General features: G+C 69.4%; 17 protein-coding genes and 4 pseudogenes. 15 read left to right on the top strand and 6 right to left on the bottom strand.

What is annotated here, in order from left to right; translation table 11 throughout:
• Nucleotides 1-5: 5 nt before the first annotated feature.
• The 5 genes and pseudogenes from MOV08_RS42920 (at nucleotide 6) to MOV08_RS42940 (ending at nucleotide 3,827) form a co-directional block, all read left to right on the top strand.
• Nucleotides 6-1,067: an efflux RND transporter periplasmic adaptor subunit gene (locus MOV08_RS42920; protein ID WP_275311572.1), complete on the top strand. Its 1,062-nt coding sequence runs from the start codon at nucleotides 6-8 to the stop codon at nucleotides 1,065-1,067.
• Nucleotides 1,064-1,786, top strand: coding sequence for an ABC transporter ATP-binding protein (locus MOV08_RS42925; RefSeq protein WP_275311573.1), 723 nt, complete (start codon nucleotides 1,064-1,066; stop codon nucleotides 1,784-1,786). The genes MOV08_RS42920 and MOV08_RS42925 overlap by 4 nt, the downstream gene beginning before the upstream one ends.
• Nucleotides 1,768-2,967, top strand: coding sequence for an ABC transporter permease (locus MOV08_RS42930; RefSeq protein ID WP_275311574.1), 1,200 nt, complete (start codon nucleotides 1,768-1,770; stop codon nucleotides 2,965-2,967). Before MOV08_RS42925 ends, MOV08_RS42930 begins: the two co-directional genes overlap by 19 nt.
• A 76-nt stretch (nucleotides 2,968-3,043) precedes the next feature.
• A pseudogene (locus MOV08_RS42935) lies at nucleotides 3,044-3,243 on the top strand (hypothetical protein); the annotation flags it as partial.
• Nucleotides 3,240-3,827, top strand: a complete 588-nt coding sequence (locus MOV08_RS42940; RefSeq protein WP_275311575.1) for a flavoprotein — start codon at nucleotides 3,240-3,242, stop codon at nucleotides 3,825-3,827. The pseudogene MOV08_RS42935 and the gene MOV08_RS42940, both read left to right, overlap by 4 nt.
• A 466-nt stretch (nucleotides 3,828-4,293) precedes the next feature.
• Here MOV08_RS42940 and MOV08_RS42945 read toward each other — a convergent pair whose 3' ends face one another.
• Nucleotides 4,294-4,899 (bottom strand): polysaccharide deacetylase family protein, encoded by a 606-nt coding sequence (locus tag MOV08_RS42945; protein WP_275311576.1) that lies wholly within the window; start codon nucleotides 4,897-4,899, stop codon nucleotides 4,294-4,296.
• A gap of 1 nt (nucleotide 4,900) precedes the next feature.
• Between MOV08_RS42945 and MOV08_RS42950 the strand changes: the two genes are divergently transcribed.
• The 3 genes and pseudogenes from MOV08_RS42950 (at nucleotide 4,901) to MOV08_RS42960 (ending at nucleotide 6,522) form a co-directional block, all read left to right on the top strand.
• Nucleotides 4,901-5,272: a hypothetical protein gene (locus MOV08_RS42950; protein WP_275311577.1), complete on the top strand. Its 372-nt coding sequence runs from the start codon at nucleotides 4,901-4,903 to the stop codon at nucleotides 5,270-5,272.
• A gap of 316 nt (nucleotides 5,273-5,588) precedes the next feature.
• Nucleotides 5,589-5,726: pseudogene (locus MOV08_RS44325) on the top strand (FAD-dependent monooxygenase); the annotation flags it as partial.
• Nucleotides 5,727-5,976: 250 nt separating this feature from the next.
• Entirely contained in the window at nucleotides 5,977-6,522 is a 546-nt protein-coding gene (locus tag MOV08_RS42960; RefSeq protein WP_275311578.1) for a DUF6882 domain-containing protein, read from the top strand.
• A 231-nt stretch (nucleotides 6,523-6,753) separates the two neighbouring features.
• Here MOV08_RS42960 and MOV08_RS42965 read toward each other — a convergent pair whose 3' ends face one another.
• Nucleotides 6,754-7,797 (bottom strand): PP2C family protein-serine/threonine phosphatase, encoded by a 1,044-nt coding sequence (locus MOV08_RS42965; protein ID WP_275305741.1) that lies wholly within the window; start codon nucleotides 7,795-7,797, stop codon nucleotides 6,754-6,756.
• A gap of 248 nt (nucleotides 7,798-8,045) precedes the next feature.
• Nucleotides 8,046-8,182: pseudogene (locus tag MOV08_RS44330) on the bottom strand (IS5/IS1182 family transposase); the annotation flags it as partial.
• 373 nt (nucleotides 8,183-8,555) lie between these two features.
• On the opposite strand from MOV08_RS44330, the gene MOV08_RS42975 reads away from it, so the two are divergent.
• On the top strand, nucleotides 8,556-9,719 hold the full coding sequence (locus MOV08_RS42975; protein WP_275311579.1) for a hypothetical protein: 1,164 nt from the start codon (nucleotides 8,556-8,558) through the stop codon (nucleotides 9,717-9,719).
• Here the strand turns inward: MOV08_RS42975 and MOV08_RS42980 are convergent.
• Nucleotides 9,706-10,452: a class I SAM-dependent methyltransferase gene (locus MOV08_RS42980; RefSeq protein WP_275311580.1), complete on the bottom strand. Its 747-nt coding sequence runs from the start codon at nucleotides 10,450-10,452 to the stop codon at nucleotides 9,706-9,708. The two genes, MOV08_RS42975 and MOV08_RS42980, sit on opposite strands and share 14 nt — an antisense overlap.
• 256 nt (nucleotides 10,453-10,708) lie before the next feature.
• On the opposite strand from MOV08_RS42980, the gene MOV08_RS42985 reads away from it, so the two are divergent.
• The gene (locus MOV08_RS42985) at nucleotides 10,709-11,206 is read left to right on the top strand and encodes an ArsR/SmtB family transcription factor (RefSeq protein WP_039628655.1); all 498 of its coding nucleotides are present in this window, start codon (nucleotides 10,709-10,711) and stop codon (nucleotides 11,204-11,206) included.
• Between the two features lie 320 nt (nucleotides 11,207-11,526).
• Here MOV08_RS42985 and MOV08_RS42990 read toward each other — a convergent pair whose 3' ends face one another.
• The gene (locus MOV08_RS42990; protein ID WP_039628653.1) at nucleotides 11,527-11,970 is read right to left on the bottom strand and encodes a VOC family protein; all 444 of its coding nucleotides are present in this window, start codon (nucleotides 11,968-11,970) and stop codon (nucleotides 11,527-11,529) included.
• Nucleotides 11,971-12,063: 93 nt separating this feature from the next.
• Between MOV08_RS42990 and MOV08_RS42995 the strand changes: the two genes are divergently transcribed.
• Both MOV08_RS42995 and MOV08_RS43000 read left to right on the top strand, forming a co-directional pair.
• A complete protein-coding gene (locus tag MOV08_RS42995; RefSeq protein ID WP_275311581.1) occupies nucleotides 12,064-13,053 on the top strand; it encodes a helix-turn-helix transcriptional regulator in 990 nt (329 codons plus the stop codon).
• A 66-nt stretch (nucleotides 13,054-13,119) separates the two neighbouring features.
• A pseudogene (locus MOV08_RS43000) lies at nucleotides 13,120-13,948 on the top strand (IS5 family transposase).
• Between the two features lie 946 nt (nucleotides 13,949-14,894).
• Here MOV08_RS43000 and MOV08_RS43005 read toward each other — a convergent pair.
• Nucleotides 14,895-15,149, bottom strand: coding sequence for a hypothetical protein (locus MOV08_RS43005; RefSeq protein WP_275311582.1), 255 nt, complete (start codon nucleotides 15,147-15,149; stop codon nucleotides 14,895-14,897).
• 348 nt (nucleotides 15,150-15,497) lie between these two features.
• Between MOV08_RS43005 and MOV08_RS43010 the strand changes: the two genes are divergently transcribed.
• The 3 genes from MOV08_RS43010 to MOV08_RS43020 all read left to right on the top strand — a co-directional run bounded on the left by MOV08_RS43010 (nucleotide 15,498) and on the right by MOV08_RS43020 (nucleotide 16,525).
• Nucleotides 15,498-15,902 (top strand): hypothetical protein, encoded by a 405-nt coding sequence (locus tag MOV08_RS43010; RefSeq protein ID WP_275311583.1) that lies wholly within the window; start codon nucleotides 15,498-15,500, stop codon nucleotides 15,900-15,902.
• 111 nt (nucleotides 15,903-16,013) lie between these two features.
• Nucleotides 16,014-16,286, top strand: coding sequence for a hypothetical protein (locus MOV08_RS43015; RefSeq protein WP_275311584.1), 273 nt, complete (start codon nucleotides 16,014-16,016; stop codon nucleotides 16,284-16,286).
• A gap of 47 nt (nucleotides 16,287-16,333) precedes the next feature.
• Complete coding sequence (locus MOV08_RS43020) at nucleotides 16,334-16,525, top strand: hypothetical protein (RefSeq protein ID WP_239010319.1); 192 nt, start codon at nucleotides 16,334-16,336, stop codon at nucleotides 16,523-16,525.
• The last annotated feature ends 221 nt before the right edge of the window (nucleotides 16,526-16,746 follow it).

A 16,746-nucleotide genomic window follows, 5' to 3' on the forward strand; every position in this document is an offset into this window, starting at 1 on the left:
GGTACGTGATCGCCTCGCTGGTCGTGGCGAGCGCACTGGTCGGCGGGGCGGCCGTCGCCTCGGTGAGCGGTGACGACGGCAAGGGCCAGGAGCGGCGCACGGACGGCCTGCCGCAGAAGACCGACACGATCAAGCGGCAGGACCTGAGCAGCCGCACCCAGGTGGACGGAACCCTCGGCTACTCCAAGGAGCGCAAGCTGAACGGCGGAGCGCAGGGCACGGTGACATGGCTCCCGGACACCGGCGCCGTGGTCAAGCGGAACGAGGCGCTCTACGAGGTCGACGGCAGCAAGGTCTGGCTGCTGTACGGCGAGCGGCCCATGTACCGGAAGCTGAAGGCCGGGGACAAGGGGCCGGACGTCCGGCAGCTGAAGCAGAACCTCCGTGACCTCGGCTTCGGAGCCGCCCTGACCATGGACGACGAGTTCACCTCCGGTACCGCGGAGGCACTCAAGCGCTGGCAGAAGTCCCACGGCCTGAAGCAGACCGGTCAGACGGGTCCGGAGCAGATCGCCTTCACGTCGAGCTCGCTACGGGTCAAGAAGAAGGAGGCGGCCGCCGGCGACCAGACCGGTCCCGGCCGCCCGGTGCTGACCGTCACCGGGGCCGAGCGCGAGGTACAGATCAAGCTCGACGTCGCCGATGCCGCGCTCGCCGAGCCCGGCACCCCTGTGGAGATCACCCTCCCAGGGGGCGACAAGGCCAAGGGAAAGGTCGCCTCCGTCGACCGCAGTGCCAGCTCGGACCAGAAGGACCAGGGCGGCGGCGGGCAGGACCAGTCCGCCAAGGTCACCGCACGGGTGACCTTCGCCGACCCGTCGCAGGTCAAGGGCATCGACCAGGCCCCGGTCACCGTCGAGCTCAAGGGCGAGACGCACCAGAAGGTGCTGACCGTCCCGGTCAACGCGCTGCTCGCGCTGCCCGCCGGCGGCTTCGGCGTCCAGGTCGTGGAAGGCGGAAAGGCCCGCGAGATTCCCGTCAAGCTCGGCCTGTTCGGACAGGGAAGGGTCGAGATCAGCGGATCGGGCCTGGAGGAAGGCATGAAGGTCGGAGTGCCCCACACATGACCACCGTCGTCGAACTGAACCAGGTCACCAAGGAGTACCCGGGCGGGGTCGCGGCGCTGCGCGGGGTGGATCTGCACATCGAACGCGGGGAACTGCTCGCGATCGTCGGGCCGTCCGGGTCGGGCAAGTCCACCCTCCTGCACATCGTCGGCACCCTGGACCGTCCGACCGCCGGCACCGTCGCCCTCGCCGGCCACGACGTCGCGGCCCTTTCCGACCGTCGGCTGTCCGCACTGCGCGCCCGGCACATCGGCTTCGTCTTCCAGTCCTTCCACCTCGTGGCCGGGGTGAGCGCACGGGACAACGTCGCCGAGGGCCTGCTCTACTCCGGCCTGGCGCGGGCCGAGCGCCGCAGGCGCGCGGCCACGGCCCTGGAACGCGTCGGGCTCGGGGACCGGATGCACCACCGCCCGCACGAGCTGTCCGGCGGACAGCGACAGCGGGTGGCCATCGCCAGGGCGGTGGTGGGGGAGCCGGACCTGTTGCTGGCGGACGAGCCCACCGGAGCCCTGGACTCCGCCTCCGGCGAGGCCGTCATGCAGCTGCTGCACGACCTCAACGGCGACGGCGCCACCATCGCGGTGATCACCCACGACGGCGGGATCGCCGGCGCCCTTCCCCGCCAGGTGCGCATCCGCGACGGCCAGGTCGTCGAGGACACGGGCACGAGGGCGCCGCTGCCGGCAGGAGGCGAGGTACCGTGCCACGCGACCGACTGACCCCCGCCCGCCTCGGCCCCCGCGACGTGGTGCACGTCGGCTCGGCGGGGCTGCGCTCCCGGCCGATGCGGGTCGTGCTGTCCGCACTGGGTATCGCCATCGGCATCGCCACGATGATCGCGGTGGTCGGCATCTCCGCCTCCAGCAAGGCCCAACTGCTCCAGCAGCTCGACACGTTGGGAACCAACATGCTGAAGGTGGCCCCCGGCCAGGACATGTTCAGCGGTGAGAAGGCCAAACTGCCCAAGGACGCGCCCGGCATGATCGGCCGGATCCCCGGCGTCGAACACGTCGGTGCGATCGGCGACGTGAAACCGACGGTCCGACGCAGCGAGAAGATCCCGAAGAGCGACACGAGCGGCCTGTCCGTGAAGGCCGCCGGCGAGAGCCTGCTGAAGGCTCTGCGCGGCACGGTCCGTGCCGGCACCTGGCTCAACGACGCGAACGGACGCTACCCCTCGGTGGTACTCGGCAGCGTCGCCGCCGAACGCCTGGGCATCACCGTGCCCGGCCAGCAAGTCCTCATCGGCAAGCAGTACTTCACGGTCATCGGCATCCTCGACCCGCTTCCCCTGGCACCCGAGATCGAACGGGCGGCACTGGTGGGCTGGCAGGCCGCCGGCACCCACCTGGACTTCGACGGCCACCCCACCCAGATCTACGAACGCTCCACCGACACCTCCGTCGAGTCGGTCCACAAGCTGCTCGCACGCGCCACCGACCCGCAGAACCCGCAGAACGTCGAGATCTCCAACCCGTCCGCAACCCTTCAGGCCAAGGCCGCCACCGAGGGCGCGTTCGACAGCCTGCTGCTCGGACTGGGCGGTGTGGCACTGCTGGTCGGCGGCGTCGGCGTGGCCAACACCATGATCATTTCGGTGTTGGAACGCCGCCACGAGATCGGCCTGCGCCGCTCCCTGGGCGCCACCCGCGGCCAGATCCGCATCCAGTTCGTCACCGAGTCACTGCTGCTGTCCGGACTCGGCGGCCTGGCCGGAGTGGTGCTGGGCGCCGCGGCCACGTACGTGTTCGCCGCATCGGGCGGCATGCCCTGGGCGATCCCCCCATGGGCGGTGGGCGGTGGCTTCGCCGCCACCCTGCTCATCGGCTCCGTGGCCGGACTCTACCCGGCAGTCCGTGCCGCCCGGCTCCCACCGACCCTCGCCCTCCAGGCAGGGTAGGTACACCGATCGCCGCGCGCCCGAGGCTGTCTGCGCGCACACCGCCGCAGACAGCCCCGGGCACGGCTTCCTGCCTGTGCCCGTCGTCCGCGCCTACAGCAGGCAAGGCCGCCTCGGCGGCGGCTACCGGCCCTGCGCATCGCGGAGAGCCGTGCGGCCCAGGACATCCGCCGCCCCGTCGTCCGCGATCCGGTCGCGGATATGGTCGCCCGTGACCGCCGCCGTACCCTGCCGGAACTGCACCACTTCTGCGGACAGTTGGGAGTCCCCCCATGAGCGAACAGCACCCCGACCAACAACTCCACCTACTCCACCAACTCCAGCAGCCCGAGAAGCCCTTCCTGTACGTCGTCGTGTGCGCGGCCGGCATCGCCGGCGACGTCGGCGAGCTGATCACGGCCGCCCAGGAGGCGAACTGGGACGTCGGCGTCATCGCCACCCCGCAGGGGCTTCGCTTCATCGACGCACCCGTCGTCGAGGCCCAGACCCGCCATCCGATCCGCTCTGCCTGGCGCACACCCGGCGAGCCGCGCCCGCTGCCGCCCGCCGACGCCATCGCGGTCGCCCCGGCGACCTTCAACACGATCAACAAATGGGCCGCCGGCATCTCCGACACCCTGGCCGTCGGCATCCTGTGCGAGGCATACGGCCTCGGCATCCCCACCGCCGTCCTGCCCTACCTGAACTCCGCCCAGGCCGCCCACCCCGCCTACCACCAGAGCCTGGAGCGCCTGGGCGAGATGGGCGTCCTGATCGGCTCATACCAACCGCACCCGCCGAAGGCCGGCGACGGCGCGGATCGCTTCCGGTGGGAGGAGGCACTGGAACTGCTCGCCATGGAGATGCCGGTACGGGCGTGACTCCCGCCGTCGGGGCCGGGCCGGTTCGGGTCCGATCGGGAGCCAGTTCGGGGCGTCTCGCCCGCCCGCCTGGCGCCGTGTGCCTGGGCCGATCGATCCCCGACGCCGTGGGGCGCGATAGCGGGGCGATAGGAGGAGACCGCGACGGCTTGCGGTCAACGGGCCCGGCTACCTGCACGTGGCACGTGCCATTCGCAGACTCTCGCCCGCGATGCCACCACACGATCGCGAGCGAGGCCGGCGAGGAGGCGTTGCGGAACTCCGGGACTGGTACCGGGAGCCCGATCCGCTGCCCTACGGCTCGGGACCGCTGTCGGCCCCGACAGCACCCTGCCTGTGGTTGCCGCTGGGCGTCGCCGTGGGGTGGTAAGGAGCACCCCTGCTCGATCGACTGCCTGTGCTGTCGGTTCGATACGCCTTCGTGGTGCGGGCGGGCTCGCGGTACGAGTTCAGCTGGTGCTGAGGTTTAGCGGGCCGGGAACGTGTAGGTGTAGCCCTGGGCGTCCAGTTGGTCGAGCAGCTTGGCGAGTGCCGCGACAGTCTGTGAGCGGTTGCCGCCGCCGTCGTGCATCAGGACGATCGAGCCCGGGTGCAGGTTCCGGTTGATGTTGTCCAGGATGTTCGCGACGCCCGGTCGTTTCCAGTCGTTGGAGTCGTCGCTCCAGCCGATGGGGCGGAGTCCGTGTTGCGCGGCGATGTTGCGGATGACGGGTTTGAAGTCGCCGCCGGGTGCGCGGTAGTACCAGAGTTTGGCGCCGGGGCCGGCCGCGTCGGCTATTTCCTGTTGGGCGTCGGCGATCTCGTGGATGTTGTAGTCCAACGGCATGCTGCTCTGCTGCTCGTTGTGGTGGACGGAGTGGTCGCACAGTCGGTGACCGGCGGCGACTATCGACTTGGTGAGGTAGGGGTAGCGCTGTGCGTGCGGGCCTATCTGGCAGAACGTGGCCTTGGCGTGGTGCTGGGCCAGCAGCGCCAGTACCTGCGGTGTCCAGCGGGGGTCCGGGCCGTCGTCGAAGGTCAGCGCGACCGACTTGCCGCCGTCCTGGGTTTTGAACTGGAGCGCGTTGCTCACGGTGAACCCGCTCGATGAGCCGGGGAGAGCGCTGGCCGGGCCACTGGGCGAGGCGGTGGCCGGGGAGGAGGGGGTGGCGGGAGATGAGGATGACGGCGTGGTGACGTTCGGTGCCGAGGGTGAGGCGCTGTGCGACGAGGGCGGGGTGGCCGAGCCGGCGGCGACGAGGGACCGGGGTGCCGAGGTGGACGTCGGCCCGGCTGTCGACGATGTCGGTGCCGCATGTATTGCCTGTGCCGTATGCGTTCCGTATGCGGCCAGGGTGGCTCCGGTGAGCGCTACCGCAACGGCGGCTGCCACCTTCTTTGCGCTGGTCAATGCCACAGCGGGTCCCTCCAACGGCATCCCGGCGGGTATGCCTGTTCAGCGGTGACGGGTAGTGGTGTGTCGCACACGGCAGGCAGCGGGGGAGCGGGCCGTGTGGTGGCCCTCGTGGGCTCGGGCCGCGGCGATGGATCCGGCGGCCGACGCACCTACTCCTGGTTCCCTAGATCCCTCACTTTGGGTGACGAATCAGATGCGATTGGTCCGTTTTGTGCGTTATGTCGATAACGTTAGAGGAATTCCGAGCCGCAACCCAGGGGCTCCCTGTGTGATCTGCATCCCCTTCAGGCTCGCGGTGATGCGAGGCGCGCCCTCCCCTCCCGAGACCTCGGATGAGAGGGCGCGGGGCGGGGGAGGGGGGCGTCGGCGCTGGCTCCGGCGCGCACACGCGTCGCCAACTCTCCCGACTCGGCGACGCCACCGGCCAACCCCGGCGCCACCGGATAGGCCAGGCACTGCTGGCTGGCGACGCGACCCATGTCCACCCGCCGACCGGCAGTCAACGGCCCTACCTCGACCGGCAGTCAACGGCTGAACCTTGACTGGTGGGCAGTGCCTGAAGCTTGACTGTGGTGGGCGATGGCTCAACCTCGGCGTGCAGGATGCCGCCCTCGGTCTCGGCGTGCCGGACGTCTTGGGCCTCGGTGCGTCGGACGCCTTCAACTTCGGCGCGTCGGGCGGCTTCGGCATCGGCTCGCGCCCGATCCGGGGCCGGTGCCGTCGGCGGGGCCGCGCCGTGACAGAATCCGCTAAATGGGATTTTTCAAGCGAAACGCCAAGCCGGATAGTGCCCCGACGCAAGGTTGCGATGCGGAGGGGTTGAGCACGTTGCTTTTGCAGGGCGAAGACATGATCGACCAGTTGGCCCGCGCGCACATGTCCTGGGGGCTGGGCTCGGCGGACCGGTGGGGACTCGATCAGCGAAACGGGACCATCACCTGGACCTTCCCCGACAAAACCGCTACCGCGCAAGCCCAGATCCTCGGCAGCTGGAGCCCTACCGCTTCCTCTTGGCAGTGGGCGTGGGCCAACGACAGCATCCTGCCCGAGCTGAGCCAAGACGCCTGCACCGTTCGTGACTGGGCCGCCGCTCACGGCCACGATGCCCTTGCGGCTCAACAGGTCGAGGCCGACGAGCAGATGGCAGGCACGCTCGCGGCTCTGTCTGTCCGGATCACCGAGGCGACGGGCTTCTACCGCGGCGTCGGCGCCACGTCGATCGTGATGATCACGTTCGGGCCGGTCACCCTGGTCGCCCAGGACGGCAGCACGTCAACCTTCACGATCGATATCGAGTAGCAACTGCCGCCTGGAGCAACGAACCCGGTGCGGTTGTCACCGTTGGGGTCTTCGACGGCTGCTCTGTACCGCAGACGCGCTGTCGCCCTGTGCCGACCGCGCGGCAGCAGTCCGTTCGCCGACCTGCTGCCGCGCCGCCGCGCGGCCGGCCGCCGAACCGGCTCGCCCGGCATCGTCGTCGACCGGTGCCCAACCTCGCGGGGGGAGATGGCTCTACGGCCTGGGTCGGGTCTATTCCGGGGGTTCACTCAGGCGTACGGCGAGGGCGGCGATGTCGTCGTCGAGGCGTCCTTTGCAGTAGTGGAGGAGGTCGCGGTGGAGAGCTGTGAGCAGCTCACGGGGTGGTGTCGGGGGTTGTCGGCGCATCCAGGCCGCCAGGGGGAAGAATTCGCCGTCGCGGGCGCGGGCTTCGGTGACTCCGTCGGTGTAGAGGAGCAGCAGGTCGCCGGGGGAGAAGTCGAAGGTGTCGATGGTGTAGTGATCGCCGATGAGTCCTGCGAGGTTGAGTAGGGGTGAGGGGGTGGTGGGTTCGAGGGTGCGTAGTTTCCCGTGGTTGAGGAGCAAGGGTGGGGGGTGTCCGCAGTTGAGGATCTCGATCCGTCCGCCCTCGTGTGGCATTTCGGCGAGGAGGGCGGTGGCGAAGCGCTCCATCGGCCCCTCGGGAGGGAAGGCGGCGTTGTAGCGGGTGCTGCTGGCGTCCAGCCGGCGCGCCACGTTGACCATGTCGGCCTCGCCGTAGGCTGCCTCTCGGAAGGAGTTGACGATCGCGGCGGCTGCTCCGACTGCGGGTAGGCCCTTGCCTCGTACGTCGCCGATGAGCAGCCTGACGCCGTATGGGGTGTCGATCACTTCGTAGAAGTCTCCGCCGATGCGGGCTTCTGCCGCGGCTGCCAGGTATAGGGAGTCGATTTCGACGCTTCCGAAGCGGCGTGGCATCGGGCTGAGTACTACCTGTTGTGCTGCGTCGGCGACCAGTCGTAGCTGGAAGAGGGTTCGCTCGCGTTGGAGTCGGATGTGGCTTCCGTATGCGGCGGCGACGGTGACGGCGATGATGCCTGCGGCTGTCCACCATGTTCCCAGGCCGGGGAAGACGATGCTCAGGCCGATCATCAAGAAGAGGCAGACGGTCCCCAGGAGGACGGTGGGGAGTACTGGCCACATGGCGGCGGCGAGGGCCGGTGCGGCGGGTAGGAGGCGGCTGAAGGCCATTTCGGGGGGAGTGGTGTATGCCAGGCTGGCGATGACGACGGTCAGGACGACCGGCGAGAGTCGCACAAGCCTCCACCGGCCGCCTCGAAGGAGCCGCCGCCGTCCAGACTCGATCACACGCCACAGAATATCTACACAAAGAGAACAAATCGCTCTGGTGGGTCGGAGTCGGCCACCTGTTATCGGCCGGCCTGGGTGAGATGCGGCACCACGATCCCGGCCTCGGCAGCGACTTCACCGGCCAGGGCGCTGGAACGGGATCGGCCCGAGTGCAGTGCGCTCCGGCGCGGCGCGGGCGGGCCGAGGGCGTGTGCCGCCCGGAGGCTGACCGAGTGGACCGCGCACTTCGACCGGTCCAGCTAGCCCCGGCACCGAGTTCGTCGAGGATAACGCGGTGCAGCCGGGCCCAGGCCCGGTACCGGCTCCATTGGGTGAAGCGCCGGTAGACCGTTGCCGGCACGGCCCGAAGATGGGCGGACCGTGCCAGGACGCGACAGGGCAGACTGCCGATGCGCCCGCACCCCGGCCTTTGACCATCCGACCAGCGCGTGTGCCGAACGCCACCGGCCAGCCTGAACAGCGGGAGGCCGCCTTGCCGGACGCCGGCGAGGCCACAGCGAGAAAGCCGGCACCACAGCAGCAAGAGCTCGACGCCCGGCCGCCGCGCTGGTCGAGACCGGCCGGATACTCACCGTCCTGGACGGCTTCGGCGAGATCGCCGATGGCCTGCGGCGCCCCGCACTGCAGGCGCTCAACGCCACCACCCTTCCCCTGCTGCTGACGAGCCGTCCGTCCGAGTACGCCGCCGCAGTGGCGGAGACCGGGTGCTCGCCTCCGCAGCCGAGGTGGAACTGACCGATCTCACCCTGAATGACCTGGTCTACTATCTGCCGCGCACCACGCGCGAGGCTCGCGGCGGGAACCCTGCGGCGACGTCCTGGGATCCCGTGCTGAACGAGTTGCGCGAGCGACCGGGTAGTCGGGCCGCCGCCAACCTCGCCGCGGTGCTGACCACTCCGCTGATGGTCACCCTCGCCCGCGCCGTCTACAGCGACACCCCCGACCACGACCCGGCCGCGCTCCTCGACACCCGGCGCTTTCGCACCCCCGAGGAGTTGGAGGACCACCTCCTCGACAACTTCACCGCCACCGTCTACCGCCCTCGGCCCGGGCACCACCCCGGCAGCGGGTCGCGCCGCACCTTCGACCCGGAACGTGCCCAGTACTGGCTCGGCTACCTGGCCCACCACCTGACCCGCCTGGACACCCCCGACCTGGAGTGGTGGCGGCTGGGGCACGGACTGCGCCGGGTTCCCCGCACGCTGGTGACCTCGCTGGTGATCTGCGTGGCCATCGGGCTGGTCGACGGCGTGGTCGGCACCCTCTTCGACTCCTTCGCCTTCCAACTCGCGGACGGGCTGGTGGCGGGGCTCCTCGGCGGGCTCCTCTTCGGCATCGCCTACTGGTTCATGGTCGCGGCCAAGGACACCGCCGTGGAACCGTCCGGGTACCTGCGCCCCCTATCGGCGGGTGTCGGCTCAAGAGGGCCTTGTCCCAGCCGAGGTGCCGGAGGGTGTCGTTGTGGATGTTCATTCCCGAACGGCAGTGTCTCGGCGATTGGTTTGTCTCCGTCATGGCCGATGACGTCGCGGTCGATCGTGACGATGTGGGCGGAGACTGCCGGCGAGTCTGAGAGCGAGGTCGGTCTTCCAGGCACCGCTCGGCCCGGTCATCAGCAGATCGCGGCCAGCGACGTCGACGATGGCGGCGTGGCACAGGCGGCATCCGTGGCGGCGGCCACCGTGGATGAGGCTTCGAGCAGAACCCGGTTGAGCCAGGCGGAGGTGCTGGTGCCGAGGATCTCGTTGATCAGGATGTGGTTGCCGTCGCGCAGGACGAACCGCCCGTCGTTGTACCGGGTGAACCAAGGCTGTCATGCTTTCGCGAGGACGGCGATCGGGCCCCGGGCGAAGGTCAGGCCTTCGTGAGGACGAAGAACAGGAAGCACAGGAACTTGCCCGACTGCTTCTGCGCGAACACCTCGGGAAACCGTTCGCGGGCGCCGGGTGCCGGGGCCGGTTCGCTGATGACGTCGATCTGGAAGCCGGCCGCAGTGAACGCGTCGGTGATCGCGTGCAGCGGCCGGTCCCAGAAGGTCATCAGGTGTTTGGCGCCGCCGAGTTCCCACATCTCGGAGGTGGAGCGGGTCGCGAAGTAGTCGGTTCCGCGCGGTGCCGCCATCTGGCTGACGAAGGGGTGGTTGACGGACAGGATGAGCCGGCCGCCGGGCTTCAGCACGCGCCGCAGTTCGGCCAGGGCCGTCGTCCAGTCCTCCAGGTAGTGCAGGACCAGGGAGGCGACGACGTCGTCGAACCCGGCGTCGGCGAACGGCAGCGGGCCGCCCAGTTCGGCGCGTTCCAGCACCACGTCGTCGCCGAGCCGTCGTCGGGCCAGCGCCAGCATCCCGGCGCTGGAGTCGAAGCCGGCCACGGCGGCGCCCCGCTCACGCAGGGCCTCGGCGACGGGGCCGGCGCCGCAGCCGGCATCCAGGATCCGGCGGCCCGTCACGTCGCCGGCCAGGTCCACGATCGCGGGGCGCGCGTAGTAGGCGTTGATGAGGCTGGTCTCGTTCTCGGCCGCGTACGCCTCGGCGAAGCGGTCGTAGTCGTTCGTGCTCTCCCCGGGCCCCAGGGGAGCCTCGATGGGACTGATCCAGGACACCGACCTGGGCGCTGGGGCGCTGGCCGACCCGTCGGGACTTTCGGGAGCGGCGGGTCCGCCGGTCGTTCGGTTCGGCATGGTTGACCTCGTTCGTTCGGGCCGCGGTGGGTGTGGGTGGGAGTTCCGCAGAGCGGTCGCTCGGCCCTCCTTGGGCCGTGAAGGGCACAGCGGCACACTGGATGAGTGATTGTGATTTGTCAATCACTCGTGGTGCGGCTCTTCAGCGTGCTGTCAGCTGTTCAGTAGGCTGCCGGTCATGACTGAACGTCGGCCCGCGACCGACGCGGAGGCGAAGGCACTCGCCTCCGCGCTCCGCCTGCGCATCCTGCGCATCTGCGTGCGGGAGCCGCGCACGAACAAGGAGATCGCGGCGATCCTCGGCCGTGACCCGGCCAGCGTGCTGCACCACACCAGGACGTTGGTGCGCACTGGCTTCCTGGCGGCCCAAGAGGAACGGCGCGGCGCGCGCGGTGCACGGGAGATCCCGTATCTGGCGACGCGCAAGACCTGGCGCATCGAGGCGCCCGCACAGGACCGGTCGATGCTCGACGCGTTCCTGGAGGAACTTGCCCTCGTCCCCGCGGCCGAGGCTGAGGGCACCAGGATGGCGCTGCGCCTGCCGCCGCCACAGATGGAAGAGTTCCGCACCCGGCTCCAGGATCTGCTGGAGGAGTTCGCCGCCCGCCCGGATGACCCGGCTGCGCCGGCCTGGTCGCTCTTCCTGGTGGTGCACCCCGACCCGAACCGGCCCTGACGACGGCTACCGCGGCTTCGAGGCCCGGACCGACTGGATCGCGCTGAACACTTTCGTCCGCGCGCTGCTCGCCATCGAACTGAGCAGCTTCGCCCCACCGACGCACTCGCGGCCAAGTCCAACACCGACGTCGGGCCCCCGCCACACCCAGCCCGCTGAACGTACCGCCGTCCCGGCGCCGACCGGGACGGCGGCCCAACGCCGCTCCCTCTAAAACCGGTTCCGATCCTCCCCGGCCCCCGTGATGGCGGCACTGCTGCGCCGCACGCTCGACGGCTGCCGCGATGACCGCGCGGCGCCCTCGTTCTAGGCGTGACGTCTCAGGACGTTGATTCCACGACGTCCTCCATGGACGGTCGCCGGCGCGGCGGTGCGAACTTTTCGATGGCCGCCGGGGTGACGGGGGTGAAGAAGTTGACGAGGTTGCCGTCGGGGTCGCGGAACAGCAGGGACCGGTTGCCCCAGGGCATCGTGGTGGGCTCGGTGACGAAGTCGGTGACGAAGCCGGTCAGGTTCTGGTGAACGCGGTCCACGTCGTCGACGAGGAACTCGGTGATCACGCTGTGGTTGTCCGCCGGGCGGGCGGAGCCCGGGGCGAACAGCGGGACGGTGCGGGTGCCGGCGATCGCGAGGGTGGCGCCCGGGGTCCTGAGTTCGGCGAAGTCCTCGGTGGCCCACGTCGTCAGTGCTCCCATGGCTCGCTCGTAGAACTCGACGAGGCGCGCTACGTCGCTGGTGATGATGCGGACCGAGACGAAGTTCATGGGGATCTCCTTGGTTGTGTTGGAGGCGTGTACGTCGCAGGCTAGGAGAAATAGTGGACAGAATCGGTCCTGTATCCGCGCTAGGTTGTGCACATGCCTCGACCCACTGGCCGCGTGCTGACACTCCTGGAACTGCTGCAGTCGGGCGGTACCCGGACGGTGGCCGAACTCGCCGACCGACTCGGCGTCGAAGGGCGCACCGTGCGGCGCTATGTGGACCAACTGATCGACCTGGACGTGCCCGTGGAATCGGTGCGCGGCCGCTACGGCGGGTACCGGCTCGCCCCCGGGTACCGTCTGCCTCCGCTCATGCTCAGCGACGACGAGGCACTGGCCGTGCTGCTCGGCCTGATCGCCGGCCGCTGGGCAGGGTTGACGACGACGGAACGCACGGCAAGCGAGACGGCATCGGCGAAGATCCGGCGGGTGCTGCCCAAGCACATCGCCCGCCGGCTCGACACGCTCCTGGAGGCTCTCGCCTTCACTGATCAGCCCGGCGAGTTCGACACCCCGGACTCCGAGGCCCTGCTCACCCTCGCCGATGCGGTGCGCCACCGACGCCCGGTCTCGATCCGCTACACCGACCGCGACGGACGGCGCAGCGAACGCACACTGCACGCATACGGGATCGTCGCCCATGAAGGCCGGTGGTATGTCACGGGCAAGGACGCCCAGATCGACGAGAACCGAACCTTCCGGCTCGATCGCATCGCAGACGCGCGGACCCTGCCCGGCTCATTCGAAGCGCCCATGGTTCCGGGACCGGCGCAGCGCGTGTTGTCAGGGTTCGCCACGGCCGAGTACCGGCATGAGGTGACCTTGCGGATCCACGGGACAGTTGAGCAGATCCGGGCCCGCCTTCCCGCCAGCGTTGCGACCCTGGAGGAGTGCACGCCCGTGGCAAGCGCGGACCGGGGGACCGAGCGCTGGCTGCGCGTCGAGCTGCGGGCGGAGCGGCTCGACTGGTTGCCTCCGGTACTCGCCTCACTCGACCGGCCGTTCGTCATCGAGCGCCCCGATGAACTGCGCGACCTCGTCACCGTGCTCGCCGATCGCCTCACGTCCTACGCCCGCCAAGCCTGACAGCGAGAGATGGCGCACCTAGGGCGCGTCTTCAAATGATCTTGAGTGGTGGATCATGGTTGGGTGATACGTCGTCATGAACTGTCCGATGCCGAGTGGGAGTTTGTCCGGCCCTTGTTGCCTGAGTCGTTGCGGGGCAGGAAGCGGCTGGACGATCGGACCGTGCTCAACGGGATCGTGTGGAAGTTCCGTACCGGCACGGCTTGGCGTGATGTCCCGGAGCGGTATGGACCGTGGGCCACGCTGCACACCCGTTTTCGCAGGTGGGCCCTGGACGGCACGTTCGAGCGAATGCTGCGGGAGGCCCAGGCGAGGGCGGACGCGGCCGGGGACATCGACTGGCTCGTGTCGGTGGACTCCACCGTGGTCCGCGCCCACCAGCACGCTGCCGGGGCCCGAAAAGGGGGCTGCGCGAGCCCGCACTCGGACGGTCCAGGGGCGGTCTGACCAGCAAGATCCATCTGGCGTGCGACGCCCTGGGCCGCCCGCTCGCCTTCACTGTCACCAGTGGCAACACCAACGACTGCACCCAGTTCACCGCCGTGATGGAGGCGATTCGGGTTCCCGGGTCGGTCTCGGACGGCCACGGGTCCGGCCCGCCCACGTCCTGGGCGACAAGGGCTACAGCTCGAAGGCCATCCGCGCCTGGCTCCGGCGGCGCGGCATCGGCCACACCATCCCCGAACGGGCCGACCAGATCCGTAACCGGCTCAGGCGCGGCAGCCGGGGCGGACGCCCGCCGGCCTTCGACAGGCAGCTCTACAAGCAGCGCAACGTGGTCGAACGCTGCTTCAACCGGTTGAAGCAATGGCGTGGCATCGCCACCCGCTACGACAAAACCGTCGAGTCCTATCAAGCAGCCGTCACCCTCGCATCGCTCCTGATGTGGGCGTGACATTTGAAGACAACTCCTAGGCACCCCCGCGCCACCAGTGGTCGGCGACGGCGGTCAGCGCTTACGCGGGTGGGGGTGCTCCGCCCACCTGGCGGTGCCGCGCAGTTGGACGAGGCTCTTCCCGGCACGGACGGGAGTGCTCCGTCCGCGACTGTCGGTGCCATGGGCGGGACGAACTCTTCCCCACGCGGGTGGGGGTGCTTCAGTTGATCCGTGGCCTGGCCGCTCACCGGGCTGCCGTGGGCGTGTATAGCCGTGCGCCGGTTCCGGGTCCGCGTCGTCTATACGCTGCCGGTGTCCGAACAGGACGTGTGACGGCCCCTGCCCGGACACCGGCGTCAGTGGCCCTCTGGGTACGCGTCGTCGTCGTGCCAGCCGACGTCGCGGTCCTCATCGGGCAGGCCGTTCACCTCGTCTTCGGTGACGACTTCGCTGGCCTCGTCCATGGCACTCATGATGCTGGCGCTCTGGCCTGGAACGGTGGCGACACGGCCAGTTCGAGCGCCGGCGCATGGCGGTCCGCCATCATGGGTCAACCGATGTGCGTGCACGAACGGTTGGTGGCCTCCGCGTCCATCGGCCATTCACCACCTGGTCACGAGACGGTTTACAGCCCGCTGTCGGCGTCGGACATCGCGCAGGTTTACGGCACTCCCATGTCTCCCTACATCTGGAGCTGGTACGCAGCCTGACCTACGGGTCGCCGGTGTCCCGCGGCCGTCTCCTTGGCCACGGGACACCGGCGACCGCATCGGCGGGCAACGCCTACAGCCTGCCGGCCCTGAACAGTGAACCGGCGGGCCTGCCCCACACCCGGTTCGCGGTGCCCGGGGCCGGCTGTCCAGCCGAATCCGAATCAAGCCTTTGGTGACGCCCGCTCACATCCCCGGATCCTCATCACCTGGCCTGCATCGGCTCACTGCGCCGCCCCCGGTGCCTCGTCGGCCTACCGCCAGTTGTGGCGGCCGTGCCGCCATCCGCGGGAGCCGCCGTGGTCGTGCCGCCATCCCTCGCTCCGGAAACCCTCACCGCCGTGCCGCCATCCGTCACGGTCGTGGTGGTAGCCGAGGTGACGGCCGTGGTAGCCACGGTGATGGCCGTGGTCGTAGCCACGGTCCGCGGCGGAGGCGGGAAGTGCGCCGACTCCGAGGACCGCGCCAGCTACGAGTACGGCGGCGGCGATGCGCTTGCTGTAGGACATGAACGAATCCCTTCCTCGCGCAATACGGCGAGGGCCTCGCCGATTACGACATGGATCTGCCGGCTGGTTACCGGTATAGGGGATCTTTCTGGTCAATCACCCCAAAGCGTCTCGGACGCGCTGCAAGTTACCAATGCGGAACAATGTCCTGATTCTTCCTCGATGCTGTCTGACGCCGGCGCGGCATCGGCGACGGAGGTTGCGACGGTCCACCCGGGCGCTGTTCTCAGCCATTGCAGGCAAAGAACAGGGCAGACATGCAGTACGCGGGTGTGTCGTCGTCCGCGGGATTCGATGACATGCGGCAGCAGTCTTGACCGCGCGTCCGCGTCATTGGGAGGCGGCCTCGTGCACGACACCGTCACTCTCGCCGACGATCCCGACCTCGCCCACCTGATCGACCTCATCGACATCCTTCCGCGTCCGTCGGTGACGAGCTTCTGGGGCGAAGGCGACCACAACATCGCGTCCAAGATCGGATATCGGTTCGAGGAGATCCTCAGTGGCAGGGGAGGCGTGGCAGACGTCGACTGCCACGCGGTGTACGTCCTGAAGTACCTCGGGCACGGCAACAAGCACATCCCCGAGGACCACATCGCTCGCCACCTGACCGGGGCCCACGGTCTGCCCGCCGCCGGCCACGCGTGGGTGGAGGACGCCACACGCACCGCATGGACCCTGGCCACTCGATACAGCCTCCGACGCCGGCGAGGCGCCCGCTCGACTCCCGGCAAGGCGTGGATCGAGGAATGAAGCCTCGTGGCGGCCACGACAAAGACGCCGAGACCACCGGTCGGTAGGTAACCGCGATCGGAAGACCGGGCGGTGCGCGAAGGCGTACGGTACGGGCGGAAGGAGGCACTCATGGACGCCACTCTCAAGACCGTCATCGGCGGGGAACTCGTGGAGCTGCCCGGCACCATCGCCGCGATCCGCGCCACCATGACAACCGACCAGGCCACGGAGTTCGACCGGGAGATCGAGCACCTGCCGGCGGCCGAACTGCCAGCCGCCCTGGTGCGTTGGGCCCTGGCCGGCACGGGGGCTGACGACGAGGACGAAGCCCTCTTCGAGCGCCTGGCCCGCGGCGAAGACATCGGCGCCGTCGACGCCGGACCGGGCGCGGAGGTCGCGTGATCTACCGCCTGCAGTACGCCCCACCCGCCGACGAGGCCCGCCGTTCGATGCCGCGGTCGTTGAGGATCTCCTTCGACGCGGGGATGCAGAAGCTGGCTGCTGATCCATACGGACACGGCTCGACCCCGGTCAAAGCCGACGCGGACCGCCGTGAGGCCACGGTGAGCGGAGTCGTGGTCCGCTACTACGTCAGCACCGCGGTGTTGACGGTCACCGTCGTACGTGCCGTCTACGTCTGACGCCGGCGCCGTGCCAGCCGCGGCGCAGGCCACGGTCGCGCTGACAGCGCTGGAAACGGTGCCGGTCCAGGCCGGCCTGCTGCAGGCTGCCGCCGTGCTGCTGGTGAAGGGCCCCGTCAGCGAGAACGAAGCCGACCCGACCAGTGGAGAGGCATCACAGCCGACGGTCGGCGCACGCCGGCTCGGGTCCCGGCTTCCACCAGGCGCCGGGGAACAGCACT

The sequence above is a fragment of the Streptomyces yunnanensis genome (assembly GCF_029011865.1).
GTDB lineage: Bacteria > Actinomycetota > Actinomycetes > Streptomycetales > Streptomycetaceae > Streptomyces > Streptomyces yunnanensis.

Excerpts from the sequence above, each read along its gene's own strand:
- MOV08_RS42925 (WP_275311573.1), top strand. The coding sequence starts at position 1,064 with ATGACCACCGTCGTCGAACTGAACCAGGTCACCAAGGAGTACCCGGGC.
- MOV08_RS42940 (WP_275311575.1), top strand. The coding sequence starts at position 3,240 with ATGAGCGAACAGCACCCCGACCAACAACTCCACCTACTCCACCAACTC.
- MOV08_RS42960 (WP_275311578.1), top strand. The coding sequence starts at position 5,977 with ATGGGATTTTTCAAGCGAAACGCCAAGCCGGATAGTGCCCCGACGCAA.
- MOV08_RS42985 (WP_039628655.1), top strand. The coding sequence starts at position 10,709 with ATGACTGAACGTCGGCCCGCGACCGACGCGGAGGCGAAGGCACTCGCC.
- MOV08_RS42990 (WP_039628653.1), bottom strand. The coding sequence starts at position 11,970 with ATGAACTTCGTCTCGGTCCGCATCATCACCAGCGACGTAGCGCGCCTC.
- MOV08_RS42995 (WP_275311581.1), top strand. The coding sequence starts at position 12,064 with ATGCCTCGACCCACTGGCCGCGTGCTGACACTCCTGGAACTGCTGCAG.
- MOV08_RS43005 (WP_275311582.1), bottom strand. The coding sequence starts at position 15,149 with ATGTCCTACAGCAAGCGCATCGCCGCCGCCGTACTCGTAGCTGGCGCG.
- MOV08_RS43015 (WP_275311584.1), top strand. The coding sequence starts at position 16,014 with ATGGACGCCACTCTCAAGACCGTCATCGGCGGGGAACTCGTGGAGCTG.
- MOV08_RS43020 (WP_239010319.1), top strand. The coding sequence starts at position 16,334 with ATGCCGCGGTCGTTGAGGATCTCCTTCGACGCGGGGATGCAGAAGCTG.